The 17,888-nt window shown below is 62.9% G+C and carries 13 protein-coding genes and 2 pseudogenes; 8 read left to right on the plus strand and 7 right to left on the minus strand.

Going from position 1 to position 17,888, the window contains the following annotated elements; genetic code table 11:
• Nucleotides 1–1,709: Ig-like domain-containing protein (locus P9228_RS06650; RefSeq protein WP_278052786.1), on the minus strand; the 1,709-nt coding region annotated here is incomplete at its 3' end.
• Between the two features lie 324 nt (nt 1,710–2,033).
• Here P9228_RS06650 and P9228_RS06655 point away from each other — a divergent pair.
• Entirely contained in the window at nt 2,034–3,035 is a 1,002-nt protein-coding gene (locus P9228_RS06655; RefSeq protein ID WP_278052787.1) for a transglutaminase-like cysteine peptidase, read from the plus strand.
• 13 nt (nt 3,036–3,048) lie between these two features.
• Here the strand turns inward: P9228_RS06655 and P9228_RS06660 are convergent, their stop codons facing one another.
• From P9228_RS06660 to P9228_RS06675, 4 genes are read right to left on the minus strand one after another with little or no spacing between them, the layout of a single operon-like run.
• Nucleotides 3,049–3,690, minus strand: coding sequence for a ribbon-helix-helix domain-containing protein (locus tag P9228_RS06660; protein WP_095781935.1), 642 nt, complete (start codon nt 3,688–3,690; stop codon nt 3,049–3,051).
• Nucleotides 3,680–4,969 (minus strand): HlyD family type I secretion periplasmic adaptor subunit, encoded by a 1,290-nt coding sequence (locus tag P9228_RS06665; protein ID WP_066989331.1) that lies wholly within the window; start codon nt 4,967–4,969, stop codon nt 3,680–3,682. Before P9228_RS06665 ends, P9228_RS06660 begins: the two co-directional genes overlap by 11 nt.
• A 15-nt stretch (nt 4,970–4,984) precedes the next feature.
• Entirely contained in the window at nt 4,985–7,117 is a 2,133-nt protein-coding gene (locus tag P9228_RS06670) for a type I secretion system permease/ATPase (RefSeq protein WP_082953988.1), read from the minus strand.
• Between the two features lie 38 nt (nt 7,118–7,155).
• Entirely contained in the window at nt 7,156–8,604 is a 1,449-nt protein-coding gene (locus tag P9228_RS06675) for a TolC family protein (protein WP_082953989.1), read from the minus strand.
• 522 nt (nt 8,605–9,126) lie between these two features.
• Here P9228_RS06675 and P9228_RS06680 point away from each other — a divergent pair.
• Nucleotides 9,127–10,467, plus strand: coding sequence for an NAD(P)H-dependent oxidoreductase (locus tag P9228_RS06680; RefSeq protein ID WP_278052788.1), 1,341 nt, complete (start codon nt 9,127–9,129; stop codon nt 10,465–10,467).
• Here the strand turns inward: P9228_RS06680 and proC are convergent.
• A complete protein-coding gene (gene proC / locus P9228_RS06685; RefSeq protein WP_278052789.1) occupies nt 10,442–11,257 on the minus strand; it encodes a pyrroline-5-carboxylate reductase in 816 nt (271 codons plus the stop codon). The genes P9228_RS06680 and proC overlap by 26 nt on opposite strands.
• Before the next feature lie 431 nt (nt 11,258–11,688).
• Between proC and folD the strand changes: the two genes are divergently transcribed.
• From folD to P9228_RS06710, 5 genes and pseudogenes are all read left to right on the plus strand, one after another.
• Complete coding sequence (folD, locus tag P9228_RS06690) at nt 11,689–12,588, plus strand: bifunctional methylenetetrahydrofolate dehydrogenase/methenyltetrahydrofolate cyclohydrolase FolD (RefSeq protein WP_095801135.1); 900 nt, start codon at nt 11,689–11,691, stop codon at nt 12,586–12,588.
• Nucleotides 12,589–12,640: 52 nt separating this feature from the next.
• Complete coding sequence (locus P9228_RS06695) at nt 12,641–13,603, plus strand: GlxA family transcriptional regulator (RefSeq protein WP_082953990.1); 963 nt, start codon at nt 12,641–12,643, stop codon at nt 13,601–13,603.
• Between the two features lie 86 nt (nt 13,604–13,689).
• Nucleotides 13,690–15,351, plus strand: a complete 1,662-nt coding sequence (locus P9228_RS06700; RefSeq protein ID WP_278052790.1) for a VWA domain-containing protein — start codon at nt 13,690–13,692, stop codon at nt 15,349–15,351.
• 93 nt (nt 15,352–15,444) lie between these two features.
• Nucleotides 15,445–15,681 (plus strand): annotated as a pseudogene (locus P9228_RS06705) (transposase); the annotation flags it as partial.
• Nucleotides 15,682–15,807, plus strand: a pseudogene (locus P9228_RS06710) (transposase domain-containing protein); the annotation flags it as partial.
• 51 nt (nt 15,808–15,858) lie between these two features.
• On the opposite strand, the gene P9228_RS06715 reads toward P9228_RS06710, so the two are convergent.
• Entirely contained in the window at nt 15,859–16,863 is a 1,005-nt protein-coding gene (locus P9228_RS06715) for an NADP-dependent oxidoreductase (protein ID WP_095801134.1), read from the minus strand.
• A 107-nt stretch (nt 16,864–16,970) separates the two neighbouring features.
• On the opposite strand from P9228_RS06715, the gene P9228_RS06720 reads away from it, so the two are divergent.
• Nucleotides 16,971–17,867 (plus strand): LysR family transcriptional regulator, encoded by an 897-nt coding sequence (locus P9228_RS06720; RefSeq protein WP_127248308.1) that lies wholly within the window; start codon nt 16,971–16,973, stop codon nt 17,865–17,867.
• Nucleotides 17,868–17,888: the final 21 nt, after the last annotated feature.

The following is a 17,888-nucleotide window of genomic DNA, read 5'->3' on the forward strand; positions in this document are numbered from 1 at the left end:
ACGCCGTTGGTGATGAAGGCGTGGCCGTCGATGCTGAGCGTGGCGATGCCGTCGGGCGAGGCGATGGTGAAGGTGCCCGCGCCGGTCTCGGCGGTGCTTGCCGGGTCGGATCCGGGGCCGCCCGGTGTGCCGACATTTAGTGCGGCTTCATTGACCGTCACGTCGCCGCCATTGGCTGCCGGCGTCAGGTCGGTCACGGTAGGCGTCGAGTTGCCGATCGAGATGGTCAGTGTCGTCGAAGACTGGTTTCCGTCGCCATCCGTCAGGGTGTAGTGGAATACGTCGTCCACCCCGCCCTTCGTCTCCGCGGCGCGGGTGTAAGTGTAGCTGCCGTCCGAGTGCAGCACCAGCGTGCCATACTCGCCGACGATCGACACTCCGGCGCCCGTTACCGTCTGCGCCGAGCCCGGGCCGTCCTTGCCATAGGCCGACGTAACGCTCGCGCCGTCGGCGCCCTGGATGTCGGCGCCTGTCGCATTGCCGTCGCTGCCCGCGCCGGTGATGACGTTGCCGTCGATCGGCGCGTGTGAGCCCGAAGGCACAGCATCCGTATCCGCAACAGCAGTCGGCGCATCGTCGATGATGTTGATCACGAGGGTGCCGGGAGGCGCGGCATCGCCGTCGGAGTCGGTCACGCCGACCGCGAAGCTCACACTCGTGCCGTCGCCCGAAGTGTTGGTGTTCAGCGTGTAGCTGTAATTGATCGTGCCGGTGCCGGTAGTCGCGTCGAAAGAATAGCTTGCGGTCAGCGAGCCGGTGGCGTCGGTGAAGGTCTGCGCCGCGGAGGTCAGCACATGGCCGCCGAGCGTCACTTGCGACACGCCGTCCGGCGAGGTGAAGCCAATGGTGCCGGAAGTGGTCTCGGAGGTGTTGGAGTTGTTGCCGGAATCGCCGTCGGCGATCTCGCCGGAACCGGCCGGCAATCCGCCGTGTGGCGGCAGGCCGGCTTCGTTGACGCTCGCTTCGCCAATGGTCCCGATCGACGGCGTGGAGTCCGGCTTCAGCAGGGACGGGAACAGTTCACGGTTCTCCGGCTGTCCGAACGCCAATGCAGTCGGCGGCAAAAGTGCCGACAGGCCGAAGCCGTCTCCGATCCCGCCCGGAGGCACCGAGAAGTCTCCGCCGGCGCTGCTTGGCGAGCCATTTCCGCCGGCCGAGATCGAGCCGTCGGCGCCGAAGGCGACATCGACGTGGCTGGCTTCGAGCGCGGCGATCAGGGCAATGCGCGGCACCTCGACATCGCCGATGATGAAGGTCGGCACGTTGAGCGCGCCGTCCTTGATGACGATCTCGGCGCCGTCCGGCTGCACCAGCACCAGATTGTGCCCGTCGACCTTGATGTCGTCGATCGAGACATTGGCCGGAAGCTTCACGACATTGCCGGCCTCGGCGTGATATTCATGCGCAACGTTCGAGGCTGCCGTGTTCGGTGCCGGCGCGTTTCCGGCAGGGGCGTTGGCGGCAGGAGCGTTGGCGTCCGCCGCCGGCTTGGCTGTGCTTTGTGCGTTCTGGGCGTTGCCGTCGCCCTTTGCCGGCGCGCCGCTTCCCACATCGACCGGCACAGGTTCGCCTGCCGCTGGTGCCGTCTGGCCGCCGGAGGTCTGGGCGACTTGGACACCCGAAATGACACCCGAAATCGGCTGTTTGCCGACAGTCGCGTGCTCGTCCGAGAAATTTGAAACGGCGTCGAATTCGATACTGGTCGTCATAGCTCAAGCCCCCTTCGGCATTTCCCGGCAAGAGACATGCGGGGCTCGAACTTTGCAACGTACCTTCAATCTTTCTGATATACTAGAATATGCATGGATTTGCATTTTTTACACTTGGTAAATCGCAACGATATATCCAATTATATATCTTCAGGGGCGCCGCCGAACCGGCTGGGGAGCGCGGCGGCAGTTCGACAAATTCAAGTATAAATTTAAATAAAATTTGAGACAAAGCAGAATAGATTGATTCGCGGAAACTTACCCACCTTCCTTTCCGATAATTTGAGACAAGATCGGTAGCGTCCACAGTCAAAGGTGGGCGTCATGAAAATACAAAAAGCTGCCTCGTCGGCGTCGAGGGTCAAGGTTCTGCTGCTGGCAATCGGCCTGGCCGGTCTGCCGAATGCGTCGTCCGCCAGCGCAGTCTCCGTCGCAAGTCCCGCCTCTCAAACGCTGCCTGCGCCGGCCGATCTCGGCGGCGTTTCGCTGGCCAGATTGCAGCCATGGCAGCCTGTTGCCGCCTACCGGGTCGGCGGTGCCGCCAGTGCCTATGCGCCTCTCGAAGTCCGCCCGGCGGCAAGTTCTGCGAGTGGAGAGGCTACCCCCGGAGTCGATCCGATCCGGATCGACCCGATCCAGGTTGACCCGATTCAGACTGGGGCGATCATTCCGGGCGTGTTCGGGTCGGTCGCCTTGTCCATGCGCAACTTCCCGGTCGCCGCGCGCTGGGCGCCTGTCTACAAGGCGATTATCGACTGCACGGCCGGAAGTGCCTGCGATCGTGAGAACGCTGCGTTTGGCGAGATCGTCGGCATTGCAGCCAACAAGGCTTTTCGCGACAAGCTGGACTTCGTCAACAGCAGCATCAACCGGCTGATCGCCTATCGCAAGGACAGCGTCGTCTACGGCAAGCTCGACTACTGGGCGAAGCCGTCGGAGATCCTCGAGCATCGCGCCGGCGATTGCGAGGATTTCGCGATCCTGAAGATGGCGGCGCTGTTGCGCGCCGGGATCCCGGCGCAGAGCATGTCGCTGGTCGTGCTGCAGGATCGCCGCCGGAAATTCTTTCACGCGGTGCTGTCGGTGAGCACCGGAAGCGGCACCTTCATCCTGGACAGCCTCAGCAACGTTGTAACGATGGACCGCGATCTTCCCGATTATGTCCCGCTCTATTCCTTCAGCACCGACCGCGCCTGGATCCACGGCACGAAAGCCGGCGCACAGATCGCCGACATCGCCGGTGGTTTCGCGACAGTGGCGCCCGGCGAAGGCGCTTCGCCCGATGTGACGGTCACGTCGGCAGGCTCCGGTTTCGCAACGAAATAGGCGGCTCGCCTCTTCAACCGTTGAAGACGAACGCCATCAACAGCTCCGGCTCTGTGACCGGCGCGCGCACCGCGCTGAGCTGGCCCCTGTAGCGGCGCTCGCCGGCGCCGATGACGAAGCCGGTGGTGACGGGTGTCTCGCCATTGGCGTCGAGCCGGGCAAAAACGTCGACGACGTTCAGGTCCAGCGCCAGCTTGAGGTCCTGCCTGCCGTCGTCGCCCGGCGCGTTCGGCAGCTGGCGCCTGACCAATTGCTGGAACGGGGCATTGAAGGTCAGGATCTTCTTCGACGAAGACAGCGCGAAGGCGGGCGAGGGGCAGGCGACCAGGATCGCGTTGATGGTCCGGATCGAGGCGAGCTTGCGCAGTTCCATGCTTTCCTCGGCGAGGCCGCGCATGCATGCGACCCGGATCGCCGATGTGAGATTGCCCTGGTCGGGATGATTTTCGGCGATCTCCTCGACCAGCATGCCGATCGTGCATTTGCGGCTTTCGGCCATCTGCTTCAGCGACACCCAGAAGGCTCGCTCCAGCCGGATGCCGCGGCGCACGCCGCCACGCGCCACGACGCGGAACTCCGGGCCGAAATCCTCGGCTGCGAGCGGCGGCAGCAGCCGGTCGCGCGGAGTGTCGGGGCGTGCGGCGCTATCGTTCACTCATCGCCTCCTGGCGCGCCTTGTTGATGGGCTTCAAAAGATAGTTGAGGATCGTCTTGCGCCCGGTCTTGATATCGACCGAGCAGATCATGCCGGGGATAATCGAATAAGTCTTGCCGTTCCTTTGCAGCGTGGATTTCTCGGTCGCGACGCGCACTTGATAGTAGGGCTCGCCCGTCTTCTGGTCGACCAGGCTGTCGGCGGTGATGTTGGAGACCTTGCCTTCGATGCCGCCGAAGATCGAGAAGTCGTAGGCCGTGACCTTGATCAGCGCGTCCTGGTCCGGCTGGATGAAGGCGACGTCGCGCGGCGAGACCCGCGCCTCGACCAGCAGCGTCTCCGAGGTCGGCACGATGCCGGCCACGACCGCGCCCGGCTGGACGAAAGCGCCGAGCGTGTTGACATCGAGCGTGTTGACGATGCCGTCGACAGGCGAGCGAATATCGGTCCGCGCCACCTTGTCGGTGGCGCCGCGAATGGTTTCGTCCACCACAGAGAGGTCCGCCAGCGCCTGCGTCAAGTCGCTCAATGCTTCCTGCTGCAATTGCAGGCCGAGCTCGTCGACTTGAAGCTGCGCCTCGGTGATGGCCGCCTTGCTCTTCTTGATGGTCTCTCCGGCAAGGTTGAGCTGCCCGCGCAGATCGGTCTGCTCCCGCTCGACGCGAATCTGTTCGGTCCTGGCCATCAGGCCTTTCTTGACCATCGATTCGACGAGCGCCGTTTCCTGGTCGCTGACGGCGAGGCTCTTGGACAGGCGGTCGGAATTGGCGGTTGCCTCGTCCAGTTCCTTCTCGCGCTGATCGAGACGCGACTTCAGCACCGACAGCTTGACTTGGAAGTTGTCCCGGCGCGCAACGAGCAGCTTCTGCTCGTTGTCGCAGATCTCCGGGGCAGTCTTCTGGATGTCGGACGGACAGGGGAACGCGCCCTCGAGATTGCCGCTCTGCTCGAATTTGAGCCTGGCAATGCGCGCCTGCAACGCCCGCGCCTTGGCCTGCTCCTCACCCAGGCTCGAGGTGTTGCCTGTGTTGTCGAGGCGGATGATCAGATCGTTCTTCCTGACGGTCTGGCCGATCTTGACAGCGATTTCCTGGACGACGCCGGCTTCGCTCGCCTGGATGATCTGCGTCTTGGAAGCGGGAATGACCTTGCCGTCGCCGCGCGCGATCTCATCGACCTCGGCAAAGGATGCCCAGGCGGTGAAGGCCACGAACAGTGCCCCTATGATGTATACGGACGCCGATGCGAAAAGCGGCGGCCGGTCGTCTTTTGCTAACATTCCCCAACGTCCCGGTCAGGCATTCGCCTTTTGCAATGCCTGGATGACTTGTTCCTTTGCTCCGTCCGCGACCACGCGCCCCTGCTCGATGACGATGAGGCGGTCGACTAGCTCCAGCATGCTGTAGCGATGGGTCGACACGATCAGCGTCGTGTTGCGGTCGAACGCCACCTTGAGCTGCCTGATCAACTGCCGTTCCGAGGCCAGGTCCATCGAACCCGATGGCTCGTCCAGGAACACGATTTTCGGTTTGGTCAGCAACAGCCGCGCGATCGCCACGGCCTGCCTCTGGCCGCCCGACAGATTGGTGCCACGCTCGCCGACATTCATGTCGTAGCCGCGCGGATGGCGAGAGACGAAATCGTCGACGCCCGCGGCCTTCGCCGCATCGATGATTTCCTCGTCGGTCGCGTCCGGCGCGGCCATCAGGAGGTTTTCCTTGATCGTGCCCGAAAACAGGTCGCCGGCCTGCGCGACGATACCGACCGCGGCACGAACTTCGGACGGGTGGTATTGGCGGATGTCGATGCCGTCGAGCAGCAGTTCTCCGGACGTCGGCAGGAACAGCCGGCCGATTAGGCGCCCCATTGTGGTCTTGCCGGAGCCGATGCGGCCGATGATGCCGATGCGCTCGCCGGGGCGGATTGCAATGTTGAGCCCGTTCAGAACCTCGTTTTCGGTGCCTGGATAGGCGAAGCCGACATTCTTGAACAGCATCGCGCCGCTGCGGATCGGCCGGTTGACGAAGCCGACCGTGTCGGGCCGGTCCTCCGGCTGCGACATGATCGTATTGACGATCCTGAGCGACAGCACGGCTTGCCGGAAGCGGGAGAGTGTGATGGCGATCTGGCCGAGCGGCGCGACCGCGCGGCCCGCCAGCATGACCGTGCCGATAATCGCGCCGGTCGAGACCTGGCCTTCCGAGAAGGCATAGGCGCCGGCAACCACCAGGGCGACGGTGACGAATTGCTGGATGGCGCCGGTGATGTTGCCGGCAGCGGCGGAAAGCTCCTTGATCTTCTCCGAGGTGTTGGCGGCGTTCTTCGAGTGCTCGCCCCATTTGCGCAGCAGATAGGCCTCGGCGCGCAGCGACTTGATCGTCTCCAGCGTGGAAATGGACTCGACCAGGAGCGCCTGGCGCTGGGCAGATTCGTTCATCGAGGCGGCGACCCGCCTGCCGATGCGCCTCTGTGTCACCAGACCGACAATGACGGCGATGACGAAGGCGAGCGCCGGTATGATCACCAGCCAGCCGCCAATGGCGTAGATGACCAGCAGGAAGACGAAGACGAAAACCGTGTCGATGAAGACGCTTATGGTATTCGAGGTGAAGAACTCGCGCACGAACTCATATTGTGTGACACGATTCGCGTATTCGCCGGTCGATCCCGGCCGCGCCGAAAGCGACGAGTTGAGCACTTTCTCGAACAGCAGATAGGAAATCCTGAGATCCGCCTTGCGCCCGGCATAGTCGATAAGCGAGGCACGGGCCGTCTTCAGCAACAGGTCGAACAGGATGGCCGCGCCGATCCCGAGCGCCAGCACCCAGAGCGTCGAGATCGCCTTGTTCGGCAGGATGCGGTCGTAGACGTTCATGGTGAAGATCGGCGAGGCGATCGCCAAGAGGTTGATGAAGACCGCCGACAGCACGACCTTCGAGTAGGTGCGCCAGAACGCCCCCATCGTTCCGGTCAGCCAATGGCGTCTTTCGATCTTCGGCGCCGTGCCGACCGTCATCTCCTCGGCGGTGTTGGCATAGGTGATCGAGAATGAGGCGCCACCGCTGATGTAGCTCTCGGCAAGCTCCGATTTGCCGATCGTGGTGCGGCCGTTTTCCTGCGGCGCCGTGAGGAACTGCCCGGTTTCCGTTTCGGCGAGCAACGCAACCGGCAGTTGGCTGGCGCGGAAGACGATGGCCGGAAGATCGACCCGGCCGCGCACGAAATCGCGATGGTTGAACGCCTGGACCTCGAGACCGATCCGTTCGGCCAGATGCCTGATGTCGTCCGGCTCGATGCGCGTGTCCGAAATCGGCACCCCGGCAAACAGCACGGTCTCGGCGCTCGGCCGGCCGAGATAGGCTGCAATCGCCGAGAAGCAGGCTTTGAAAGCCTCCTTGGGCGAGATGATATTAGGTTGCTGGTTCACGATCCGCCCGAAGGACCAGAGATCGATGCTTACATCGGCTACTTCTTCCTGACCGGCGCGAGGATGTCGAACGGCAGATCGTTCTTCTGCTCCGATGGTGTGCGCGCATAGGTTTCGGTATCGGCTGTCGCCGGCGTGCCGAATTCGCTGCGCGCGTAGGCGGCTGCCTGCTTGGCCGGCTGGATGTTCAGCGTCTTCAGCAACTCCCCGGTCGCGGCCAGCAGCCGGTATTGGGCAAACAGCGACGCGTAGGACGAGGTGTCGGCCAGCGTCGCGGTGTTGAAGCGCGTGTTCTGCGCATCGAGCACGTCGAGCAGCGAGCGCTGTCCGACCTTGAACTGCTCGCGGTAGGAGGCAACCAGCCTTTCGTTGGTTGCTGCCTGCAGGCGCAGCGTCTGCGCAAGTTCCGCCTGGCGGAAGCGGCGGTCCCAAGATGTGCGGACGGCTTCCTCGATCTCGCGCAGCACCTGATGCAGCGCAAGGCGCTGCTCGCTGGTGCGGCGGATCTGCTCCTGCTCGTTGGCTTTGTCGATGCCGCCACGATAGAGATTCCAGCGCAGCACCACCCGAGCCTGCAGGTCGCTGGTGTCGCCGTCGTCGCCGTCGATGTCATAGCCGCCCCGCGCGACACCCTCGGCGGTGATGGTGGGGCCGTATTTCGCCCGCGCGGCGTCGACCAGCGACGCGGCAGCATCGATGTCGCTGTTGGCCATGTGGACGCGCGGATTGTTCTGTCTGGCAAGCCCGATCGCGTCATCGAGCGAGCGCGGCAGCGCGCCGGCCACATCGGCCGGCCGCGACGGGTTGGTCAGCGGCTTGCCGACATTCTTGAAGAAGCGGATCTTGGCCGCTTCCAGTTCCTCGGTCGCCTCCTGCATCCGCGCCTTGGCGGCGTAAAGCCGCTCCTCGGCCTGCTGCCGGTCGGCATCGTTGAGCGCGCCGCCCGCGATGCCTTGCTTGATGTCGCCGAGTATAGACTGATGGAAGCCGAGGTTCTTCTTCGCTTCGGCGACGATCGACGCCTGCAGCATGTATTCGAGATAGTCCTGGACGACGGCAAGCCCGATGAATTCGGACCGTTCCAGCACCCTGAAGGAAGCTCCGTCGACGCGCGAGGCCTGGCGGTTCAATTCGGCCCGTCTCGCGCCACTGTCATAGAGCGTCTGTGAGACGGTGAGGTCCGCTTCGTTTGGATAAAGCGCGTCATGGTCCTCGTCGAGCGCTCGCCGGGAGTCGTTATCCAGACGGCGGACGCCGGTCGACGCTTCGAGATCGACGCTGGGAAGATAGAGCCCTTTCGCCTGGCGCAGCTCGAATTCGATGGCTTCGCGGTTTTCGATCGCCTGCCCAATCTCCGGATTGGATTCGACCGCGACTGCTACAGCTTCCTTGAGCGTGAGTGCGCTGGCGCTTCCGCAAGCCAGCATCGACACCGTCATGGCAAGCGCAAGGCGCCAGCCGACGGTCACTTTACCCGTCCTGGTCATTTCTACCCCGTGACTATCCCCGCGCCTTTTTGTTTTTGTCAGCGCTTATTTCGCCCAAGCCTGCCACCGGAGCTTGCAACCAGTATCTAGCAGATTTTTCGCGGATGGGAGGACTTATTGATTTAGAGCGCTCCAAAAGCGTGGATTCCAGCCATTAGTCCCGACCGATGTAGCAAAAATGGCACAGAAGACGATCGCCGCCGGGGGCGCCATTCAGTTGAAAGCGACCGCGAACACCATTTTCTCTAAATAAACAGTAAGTCCGCACAAAGGAATCGACCGAGGCGTCGCTCACCGTGCCAACTTTGGCGGTCAGATCGGCACTTGGCACGAACCGCGGCATCCGCCCTTCCTCCGGACATGGCCAAGGCTTTCAAACACCTGAAGGTTGCGGATCGTTGCGGGAAATCTGCGCCGGTCCTGCAAGACGTGCGCACGAAATTGCCATGGGTGGCTGGTTTTGTTGGCAAACGGGGATCGTTCCCTGTATTGCGGGCTGAAGCAAAGTATGGACATTCTTCTATGACAAATGTCGCCCTGACCGGGCTTGCCCGCGATCTCGCCCGGCGCGCCGCCGACGGCCGCCCCGTGCGCATCGGCGTCATCGGTTCCGGCGAGATGGGCACCGATCTGGTGACGCAGGGCATGCTGATGCCGGGCATTTCGATTGCGGCCATTTCCACGCGCCGCCCGCACACGGCTCGCGACGCGATCCGCATCGCCTATGGCGACGATGCAATGGCTGCCGAAGCCGAGACCGCCTCCAAGGTAAGCCAGGCGATAGAAGGCGGCAGGATCGCCATCACCTCGAATGAGCTGCTGGTCACCAGCCCGCTGATCGACGTCGTCATCGATGCCACCGGCAAACCCGGCGTCGCCGCCGATTTCGACCTGATGGCCATGCAGCATGGCAAGCATCTGGTGATGATGAATGTCGAGGCCGACGTGACCATCGGCTGCTACCTCAAGCAGCAGGCGGATCGGCTCGGCGTCGTCTATTCGGTCGGCGCGGGCGATGAGCCGTCGAGCTGCATGGAGCTGATCGAGTTCGCCTCGGCGCTCGGTTATACCATCGTCTCGGCTGGCAAGGGCAAGAACAACCCGCTCAACCACGACGCCGTTCCCGACGATTATCGGGATGAAGCGCTGCGCCGGAACATGAACCCGCGCATGCTGGTCGAGTTCGTCGACGGCTCCAAGACCATGGTCGAGATGTGCGCCATCGCCAACGCCACCGGCCTGGTGCCCGATGTTCCGGGCATGCACGGCCCGAAAGCCGACCGTGATCAGCTGGCCAAGGTGCTCATCCCGCGCGAGGACGGCGGCATCCTGTCGAAGAAGGGTATCGTCGACTACACGATCGGCAAGGGCGTGGCGCCTGGCGTCTTCGTCATCGTCGAGGCGACGCATCCGCGTGTCGTCGAGCGCATGGACGATCTCCATGTCGGCCACGGCCCTTATTACAGCTTCTTCAGGCCGTACCACCTGACCTCGCTGGAGGTGCCGCTGACCGCAGCCCGCATCATGCTCTACGGCAAACCCGACATGGTGCCGCTGCCTACACCGGTGGCCGAGGTCTGCGCGGTCGCCAAGCGCGACCTCGCCGCAGGCGAGATCTTCGACGCCATCGGCGAGACCTGCTACCGCTCCTGGACCATGACGGTCGCCGAGGCGCGCGCCAGCCGTGCCGTGCCGGTCGGACTGCTTGAAGGCGGCAAGGTGCTGAAGCCGGTCAGGAAGGGCGAACTCCTGACCGCCGACAACGCTGCGCCCGACAAGACGACCAAGCTATTTGCCCTGCGCCAACTGCAGGACGAGATGCTGTATGGCGTCAGGACTACTTCCCCAGCTCTATCGATCTGAGCCGCGCCGCTTCCACCGCGTCGGTCAAAAGCTTCGTCAGCCGGTCTTCGCCCATCAGCACTGCAAGCGCTGCGGCGGTCGTGCCGTTCGGGCTGGTGACCTGCTGGCGCAGCACGCCCGGCTCTTCATCGCTTTCGGCGGCAAGCGAGGCTGCACCATAGACGGTCTGCAGGGCGAGCAGCTTGGCTGTCTCGGCCGGCAAGCCGGCCTTCTCGGCGGCGACCGTCAGCGCCTCGATGAAATGGAAAATATAGGCCGGGCCGGAACCGGAGACCGCGGTCACGGCGTCCATCAGGCTCTCGTCGTCGATCGTCGTCACGACACCGCTCGCCGACAGCAGCTCGGCGGCGAAGCGCCTGACGTTGTCGGGAACGAGCGGGTTGGAAAACACCACCATCATGCCCTTGCCGATCGCCGCCGGCGTGTTCGGCATGCAGCGCACGATCGGCGCGAGCCCGCCCAGGATCTCCGCGAAGGTCGCGACCGGCGTGCCCGCGGCGATGCTGACGAAGGTGGTCCTGCCGTCGCCGAAGCGCTTGTAGCTTGCCGTCACATCGCGGATGACCTGCGGTTTCACGGCGATGACGACGAGATCGGGCATGGCATCGGCGGGAATTGCGGATGCGTCGGCCGCGGCGCCGCAACCAAGATGTTCGGCTCGCCTGCGCAACTCGGCATTGGGCTCGACCACGAACACCGCCGACGGCTCGAGCTTGCCGGATTTCAGCCAGCCAGAGAGCATCGCGTAACCCATATTGCCGCAACCGGCGAGAACGAGCCTGATGGTCATCGAAACCTCCGCAAAGAGGGCTCTCCTTAGCCGCTCGCGCGGTTGCGGAAAAGTCCAGTCTCGAGGAGATCGATCGGCCAGATCAGTCGGGGCGGCGAGCCGAGAGAGGTCGCAGCGACACTTGTCGTAGGCCAAGCACGCTGCGGCCCTGCCGGCGATTCCGCGAGGCGGTGCGCGATCTGACCGAAAGCCGCTCGCGCCGCCGCTATTTCTAAAACACCCCGTCTTCGCTAAAAGCGGCCTTCGATAAGAGCAGCCGGTTTCGGGTTTACGGCATCCGACGACGTTTTGACGGGATTGCCCTGTCGAATTTTCGTGAAAATGCCGCGCGGCATTTGACCGCTTGCGCGCCGCGTTCGCGTGCCGACTGCTGGATTGAGGATCAGGGCTGCGTGCCAAGCATGGCCGCGCAACAGTGTTGAAGGTGAATGATGGCCGAAGTGATCGACGGGAAGAGTGTCGCCGCAGACGTGGTATCGAAGGTCAAGGCGCTGACCGCCGAGCTTTCGGCCAAGGGCGCGACCAGGCCCGGTCTGGCGGTGGTGATCGTGGGCGAGGATCCGGCAAGCCAGGTCTACGTCGCCTCGAAGTCGCGCACGGCCAAGGAGTGCGGCTTCCATTCGCTCCAGCACACGCTGCCGGCTGAGACGACCGAAGAGCAGCTGTTGAAGACCATCGGCGATCTCAACGCCGACCCGTCGATCCACGGCATCCTCGTGCAACTGCCGCTGCCCGGCCATATCGATGCCGGCAACGTCATCCAGACGATCGCGCCGGAAAAGGATGTCGACGGCTTCCACTTCATCAATGTCGGCAAGCTCGGCACCGGCGAGCTCGAGACGGCGTTCGTGCCCTGCACGCCCGCCGGCTCGATGCTGTTGATCCAGCGCGTGCGCGGCAAGGACCTTTCCGGCCTCAATGCAGTCGTCGTCGGCCGCTCCAACATCGTCGGAAAGCCGATGGCCAATCTGCTGCTCGCCGCCAACTGCACCGTCACCATTGCCCATAGCCGTACCAAGGACCTGCCGGCGCTGGCGCGCACCGCCGATATCCTGGTCGCCGCCGTCGGCCGTCCAGAAATGATCAAGGGTGATTGGGTGAAGCCCGGCGCCACCGTTATCGATGTCGGCATCAACCGCATTCCGGCGCCGGAGAAGGGCGAAGGCAAGTCGCGGCTGGTCGGCGACGTCGTCTATGCCGAAGCGGCCGCGGTCGCCGGCGCCATCACGCCGGTCCCCGGCGGCGTCGGACCGATGACCATTGCCATGCTGATGGCCAACACTGTAGCTTCCGCCTACCTCGCGGCCGGATTGAAGCGGCCGTCCTTCTGATCGGAAAGCAGCATCCTTGCCGAATCTTACTGCTCCTGTTGAACGGCCGGTCATGGGCGATCCCGTTCAGGGCGGTCGGCAGTTCGGCTTCCTGCTGGTCGACAAGTTTTCGATGTTCTCGCTGGCGGCGGCGATCGATTGCTTCCGCTCGGCCAACCGTCTGCTCGGCCGCGATTATTACGGCTGGACGACGATATCGGCAGATGGCGACGCGGTCATGGCTTCCAACGGCCTTCCGCTCAAGATCGACTATTCAGTCGCCGACATGCCGCCGGTCGATATCCTGTTCGTCTCGGTCGGGCTCACCACCGAGTTCCCCGGCAAGAGCAAGGTGCTGGCGGCGCTGCGCAGCTGGGGCCGCCGCGGCAACGCGCTCGGCGCGCTCTCGGTCGGCTCCTATCTGCTCGCCGAGGCCGGCCAGCTCGACGGCTACCGCTGCACTATCCACTGGGAAAACCGCGCCGGCTTCATGGAGCGTTTTCCGGACATCAACTGCACCGGCAACGTTTTCGAGATCGATCGCAAGCGCTACACCTGCGCCGGCGGCACCACCTCGATCGATCTGATGCTGGAGATCGTGCGCGGCGATTTCGGCTCCAACCTCGCCAATGGCGTCGCCAACCAGTTCCAGCACGAGCGCATCCGCTCGGCCGGTGACCGCCAGCGCGTCGGACCTGAGCGCGACCTCACCGGCAAGTCGGAGAAGCTGAGACGTATCGTCGAGCTGATGGCCGACCATCTCGATGAGCCTTTGTCGGCGGTGCAGCTTGCCAAGTCGGCGGGCCTGTCGGTGCGCCAGGTCGAGCGCCTGTTCCTGCGCCATCTCAACGTGACGCCGGGCCGCTACTACATGCGGCTCAGGCTCGAGCGGGCGCGCGAATTGCTGCGCCAGACCAACATGCCGATCCTCGACGTCGCGATCGCCACCGGCTTCACCTCCCACTCCTATTTCGCGCAAAGCTACCGGCTGCAGTTCGGCCGTCCGCCGTCGGAAGAGCGCCGAACCACCTATTGAGCGACTTGCCGGCCATCGGACTTGTCTGCAAAGCCCGGCTCAAATAGCTTTCCCGGCGCGGACGGGGGTTCACTCAGGAGATTTTCATGGCGGGACTGGCACGGAGCGTCGCTGCGGCGATCCTCCTTTTGTCGATGACCACCTTTGGCTTTGCCGCCACCAAGGTCATCATCATTCTCGATGCATCCGGCTCCATGTGGGCCCAGATAGACGGCAAGCCGAAGCTCGAGATCGCGCGCGAATCGCTGCGCACGGTGCTGCAGTCGGTGCCGGGCGACGACGAGATCGGCTTCATGGCCTACGGGCATCGCCAGAAAGGTAGCTGCGCGGACATCGAGCTGATCGTGCCGCCGCAGGCGGGTTCGGCGAGCGCGATCTCGGCGGCCGCCGACAGCATGAAATTCCTCGGCAAGACGCCGCTGACGGCGGCCGTCAAGCAGGCCGCCGAAGCGCTGAAATACACCGAGGACAAGGCCACGGTCGTTCTCATCACCGACGGTCTTGAGACCTGCGGTGGCGATCCGTGCGCGCTCGGCAAGGAGCTGAAGGAGACCGGCGTCGAGTTCACCGCCGACGTAGTCGGCTTCGGCCTGACCGCCGACGAAGGCAGGCAGATCGCCTGCCTCGCCGAGAACACCGGCGGAAAATACATCCAGGCCTCCGACGAGAAGGCATTGCAGCAAGCGCTGGTCGAGACCGTCGCGGCGCCGGCGCCCGCGCCAGAGCCTGCTCCGGCCCCGGCGCCGGCGCCTGCACCCGAACCCGCCAAGCCTGAATTCAACTTCACGCCGAGCGTCGTCATGGCTGAAGGCGGCGATGCCATCACCGACGGCAATGCCTGGGAGATCTACAAGGCCAAGTCCGACGGCTCGCGCGGCGATCAGGTCATGACCGAGTATGGCGAGCTCAAGATCAATCTCGAGCCGGGCGATTACATTGTCGTCGGTCGCGCCGACGAGGCAAGGAGCGAGCAGAAGATCAAGATCGAAGCCGGCCAGACCTACAGCCCGTTGTTCACGCTGAACGCCGGAACCTTGGTTATCCACCCGCATGCGAGCCAGGGCTCGGAGATCAGCGGCGAGGCGCGTGTCGACTTCGCCTATCCGGGCGGCAGCACGACCCACTATGGCGACACCAAGGCCACCGTGCCCGCCGGCGAGCAAAAGGTGACGGTGCAGATCGGCGCCGGCACGGTGACCGAAACCATCCAGCTTGCCGCCGGACAGACGGTCGAGAAGGATATCGTGGTCGGCGTCGGCCATGCCGTGCTTAACGCCTACTACACCGCCGGCGGCGACAAGGCCGACAATTCCGGCATCGGCTTCGAGATCGTCAAGGCGAAGAAGAAGATCGACGGTTCGCGTGAAAGCGTGGAGCACTCCTACGGTCCGGACAGCAAGTTCTGGCTGCCGCCGGACGACTATGTCGCGCTAACCACGCTCGATCTCGCCGTTGTCGAACAGCCCTTCAGCATCAAGGCCGGCGACAACCAGGATGTGAAGGTGGCTCTCGGCGCCGGCGTGCTGGCAATGTCGGCGCCCGGCGCCTATTCGATCGAGGTGTTCTCGTCAAAGAAGGATGCTGAGGGCAAGCGCAAGTCGCTCGGCCTGACCTATGGCGACGGCTGGCAACAGACTATCCCCGCCGGCGACTATGTCGTCGTGCGGCACATGTCCGATCAGGGCCAGGACAAGGAAATGCCGGTGACGATCAAGGCCGGCGAGCGGAGCGAGATCACCGTTCAGTAGGCATCGCCGTCCGCAAATGAACGAAAAAGGGTAACCGCTGTTTTGCCCCCAACGTTGTCCGCTGACGCCTGATCTGTGATCAAGGTTCCATGTATGAGCGAGAAGCAGTTTCTCCAGGACACGACATTGGAGGTTCTCACGACACGGCGGGGCCGACGTGAGGCGCATCGCCAATGGCCGGATGAGGTCAAGGCACAGATCGTTTCGGAGGGCTTGCGTCCGGGCGTGACGGTGAACGAAGTAGCGGAGCGCCACGGGCTGGAGGCCAACCATCTGTCGTCCTGGCGAACGCTGGCCCGGCAGGGCAACCTAGTTTTGCCTGCGCCAGAGGAGATCTGCAAACTCAATGCTGTTGACCCGCAGGCCTACTTGACCACCACGCTTACCGCCATCGTCAACGGCCACAAGCGGAGGCGGATCGATGAGCTGCTGCCTTGGAACGATCCGCTTGAGTAACGCGTGCACAAAAATCGGGCCGGGCCGAAGCGGACAACCCTGGTTAGAGCGTCATAGCTTGACCAGTTGCTTGCCGAAGTTCTCTCCCTTCAACATCCGAACGAAAGCGTGGGGCACGGTCTCGATCCCTTCCGCAACATCTTCCCGTGTCTGAAGCAGTCCCTGTTTGTACCATGACAGCAGATCGGCAATCGCGGTCTCGTATTCTCCTTCGTGGTCGTCGAGCAAGAACCCTTCTATCCGCGCACGGGTGATTAGTGTCCTTCTGAGATGCCTGACACCGATATCTGGTTGGTCAAACCGGTTGGCCAAGGCAATAGTGCCGACAATCACCACTCTGCCAAAGATGTTGAGGTTTAACATGGCTGCATCGTGAATCGGCCCGGCGGTGTTGTCGATAAAGACATCGACGCCGCTAGGGCATGCGGTGGCGACATCTGCCACGAGATCAGCGGAGCGTCGATGATTGACGCCAGTCCGATATCCAAGCTCCCTGCACCATTCCAGCTTCTCGTCCGAGCCCGCAACAGCGACTGGGTCGAACCCTTTGATCCGCGCGATCTGTCCCGCAATCTGCCCCACAGCTCCTGAAGCGGCAGAGATCAACACCGTTTCCCCCACCTTCGGAGTTGCGGTTTTGAGGAGGGCAAAGTAGGCGGTGAGACCGGGCATGCCGAGATAGCTCAGTACGGCCTGAATCGGAGCGTCGGTTGTCGTCACGGGCTTGGCTGACGCGGCCGGGATCACGCTGAACGGCTGCCAACCAAAATGATCGCTCATCACGAGGTCGCCTGGCTTGAAGTCTGGAGACTCAGACGTAATTACCTCGCCAATTCCGCCGCCACACATCAGGTCGCCAATTCTAAAACCAGCAGCATAATTCTTCGCGGGGCTGATCCGACCGCGCATATAGGGATCGACGGAGAGCCACAGAGTTTTCACCAGCAGCTCACCATCCGCGGCATCGGGAATTGAACGCTCCTCCAGGCTCCAGTTCTCGACGGAGGGCATTGCGGAAGGGTAGCTGCGAAGTATCCAGCTAGGATTTTTGGACATGTCCATCTCCTCAATTTGAGCGTTCGCCCCATTGATGCATGATTTCGGCTTCCGTGTTAAAGAGCGCACGGTGAGAGACATTATTTTGAATTTCGGAAGAATGGCGGATGGATATGATCGAGGCCATGAAGGTGGCCGTGGCAGTCGCCAGGCATAACAGCTTCTCTTCTGCGAGCCGGGATTTGCGCCTTTCCGCTGCCTCGGTAAGCCGCATTGTGGCGGACTTGGAGGCCGATCTCGGCGTACGTCTCTTTAACCGCACCACCAGGCAGATCAATCTGACGGATGCCGGGATGGAGTTCGTGCAAAAGAGCACCGGCCTCCTGGAGGAGCTTGATCAGATGCGGAGCGCAGTACGCGAACGCCACGAAACTCCTCGCGGCCAACTCCACGTCTCCTGCGTAACGGCCTTTGGTAATGAGTGCCTGGCACCAGTGGTTCCTGAGTTCGTGCGACGGTTCCCGCAGCTCGATGTCTCAATCGACCTTGGCAATCGTTTGGTTGATCTCATTGGCGAGCACTTCGATGTCGCCATCCGGGTAGGACCGTTGAACGATTCATCCCTGATTGCGCAGAGGATTTTCACGCAGAGGATCGTGTTCGTCGCGACACCCCAGTTTTGCCAGCAATATGGGACACCCAGGACCTTGGACGAGATCAGAGCGTGCCCATCCGTTACTCAGGTCAGCGGGGAATGGGGGCGCGTTCATAAGTTTTCGCATCAAGGAAAGGTCATTGACTTCGAAGTGCCGCAGCAATTGACAATGAACTCAGCGCGAGCGGTGAGAAACGCCTGCCTAGCGGGAGGGGGGTACTCCCTCTTGGGCGATTTCATGGTCGCCCAGGATATAGCGGAGAACCGCCTCGTGCGGCTGCTGCCGGATCATGAACCCATGGAGCAACCGATCTTCGCCTTCTACGCTCAGCGACGTCACACCCCACGTAAAGTCAGGGTGTTTATTGACTATTTGGCGGAGGTCTTCAGTGGCAAGAATACCTCGTGAGACCTCTTGTCTAGGTGCCGA

The sequence above is a fragment of the Mesorhizobium sp. WSM4898 genome, from assembly GCF_029625845.1.
GTDB lineage: Bacteria > Pseudomonadota > Alphaproteobacteria > Rhizobiales > Rhizobiaceae > Mesorhizobium.

What these genes read in the sequence shown, in the direction of transcription:
- P9228_RS06655 (WP_278052787.1), top strand. Translation starts at nt 2,034, where the DNA reads ATGAAAATACAAAAAGCTGCCTCGTCGGCGTCGAGGGTCAAGGTTCTG.
- P9228_RS06665 (WP_066989331.1), bottom strand. Translation starts at nt 4,969, where the DNA reads ATGTTAGCAAAAGACGACCGGCCGCCGCTTTTCGCATCGGCGTCCGTA.
- P9228_RS06675 (WP_082953989.1), bottom strand. Translation starts at nt 8,604, where the DNA reads ATGACCAGGACGGGTAAAGTGACCGTCGGCTGGCGCCTTGCGCTTGCC.
- P9228_RS06680 (WP_278052788.1), top strand. Translation starts at nt 9,127, where the DNA reads ATGACAAATGTCGCCCTGACCGGGCTTGCCCGCGATCTCGCCCGGCGC.
- proC (WP_278052789.1), bottom strand. Translation starts at nt 11,257, where the DNA reads ATGACCATCAGGCTCGTTCTCGCCGGTTGCGGCAATATGGGTTACGCG.
- folD (WP_095801135.1), top strand. Translation starts at nt 11,689, where the DNA reads ATGGCCGAAGTGATCGACGGGAAGAGTGTCGCCGCAGACGTGGTATCG.
- P9228_RS06695 (WP_082953990.1), top strand. Translation starts at nt 12,641, where the DNA reads ATGGGCGATCCCGTTCAGGGCGGTCGGCAGTTCGGCTTCCTGCTGGTC.
- P9228_RS06700 (WP_278052790.1), top strand. Translation starts at nt 13,690, where the DNA reads ATGGCGGGACTGGCACGGAGCGTCGCTGCGGCGATCCTCCTTTTGTCG.
- P9228_RS06715 (WP_095801134.1), bottom strand. Translation starts at nt 16,863, where the DNA reads ATGTCCAAAAATCCTAGCTGGATACTTCGCAGCTACCCTTCCGCAATG.
- P9228_RS06720 (WP_127248308.1), top strand. Translation starts at nt 16,971, where the DNA reads ATGGATATGATCGAGGCCATGAAGGTGGCCGTGGCAGTCGCCAGGCAT.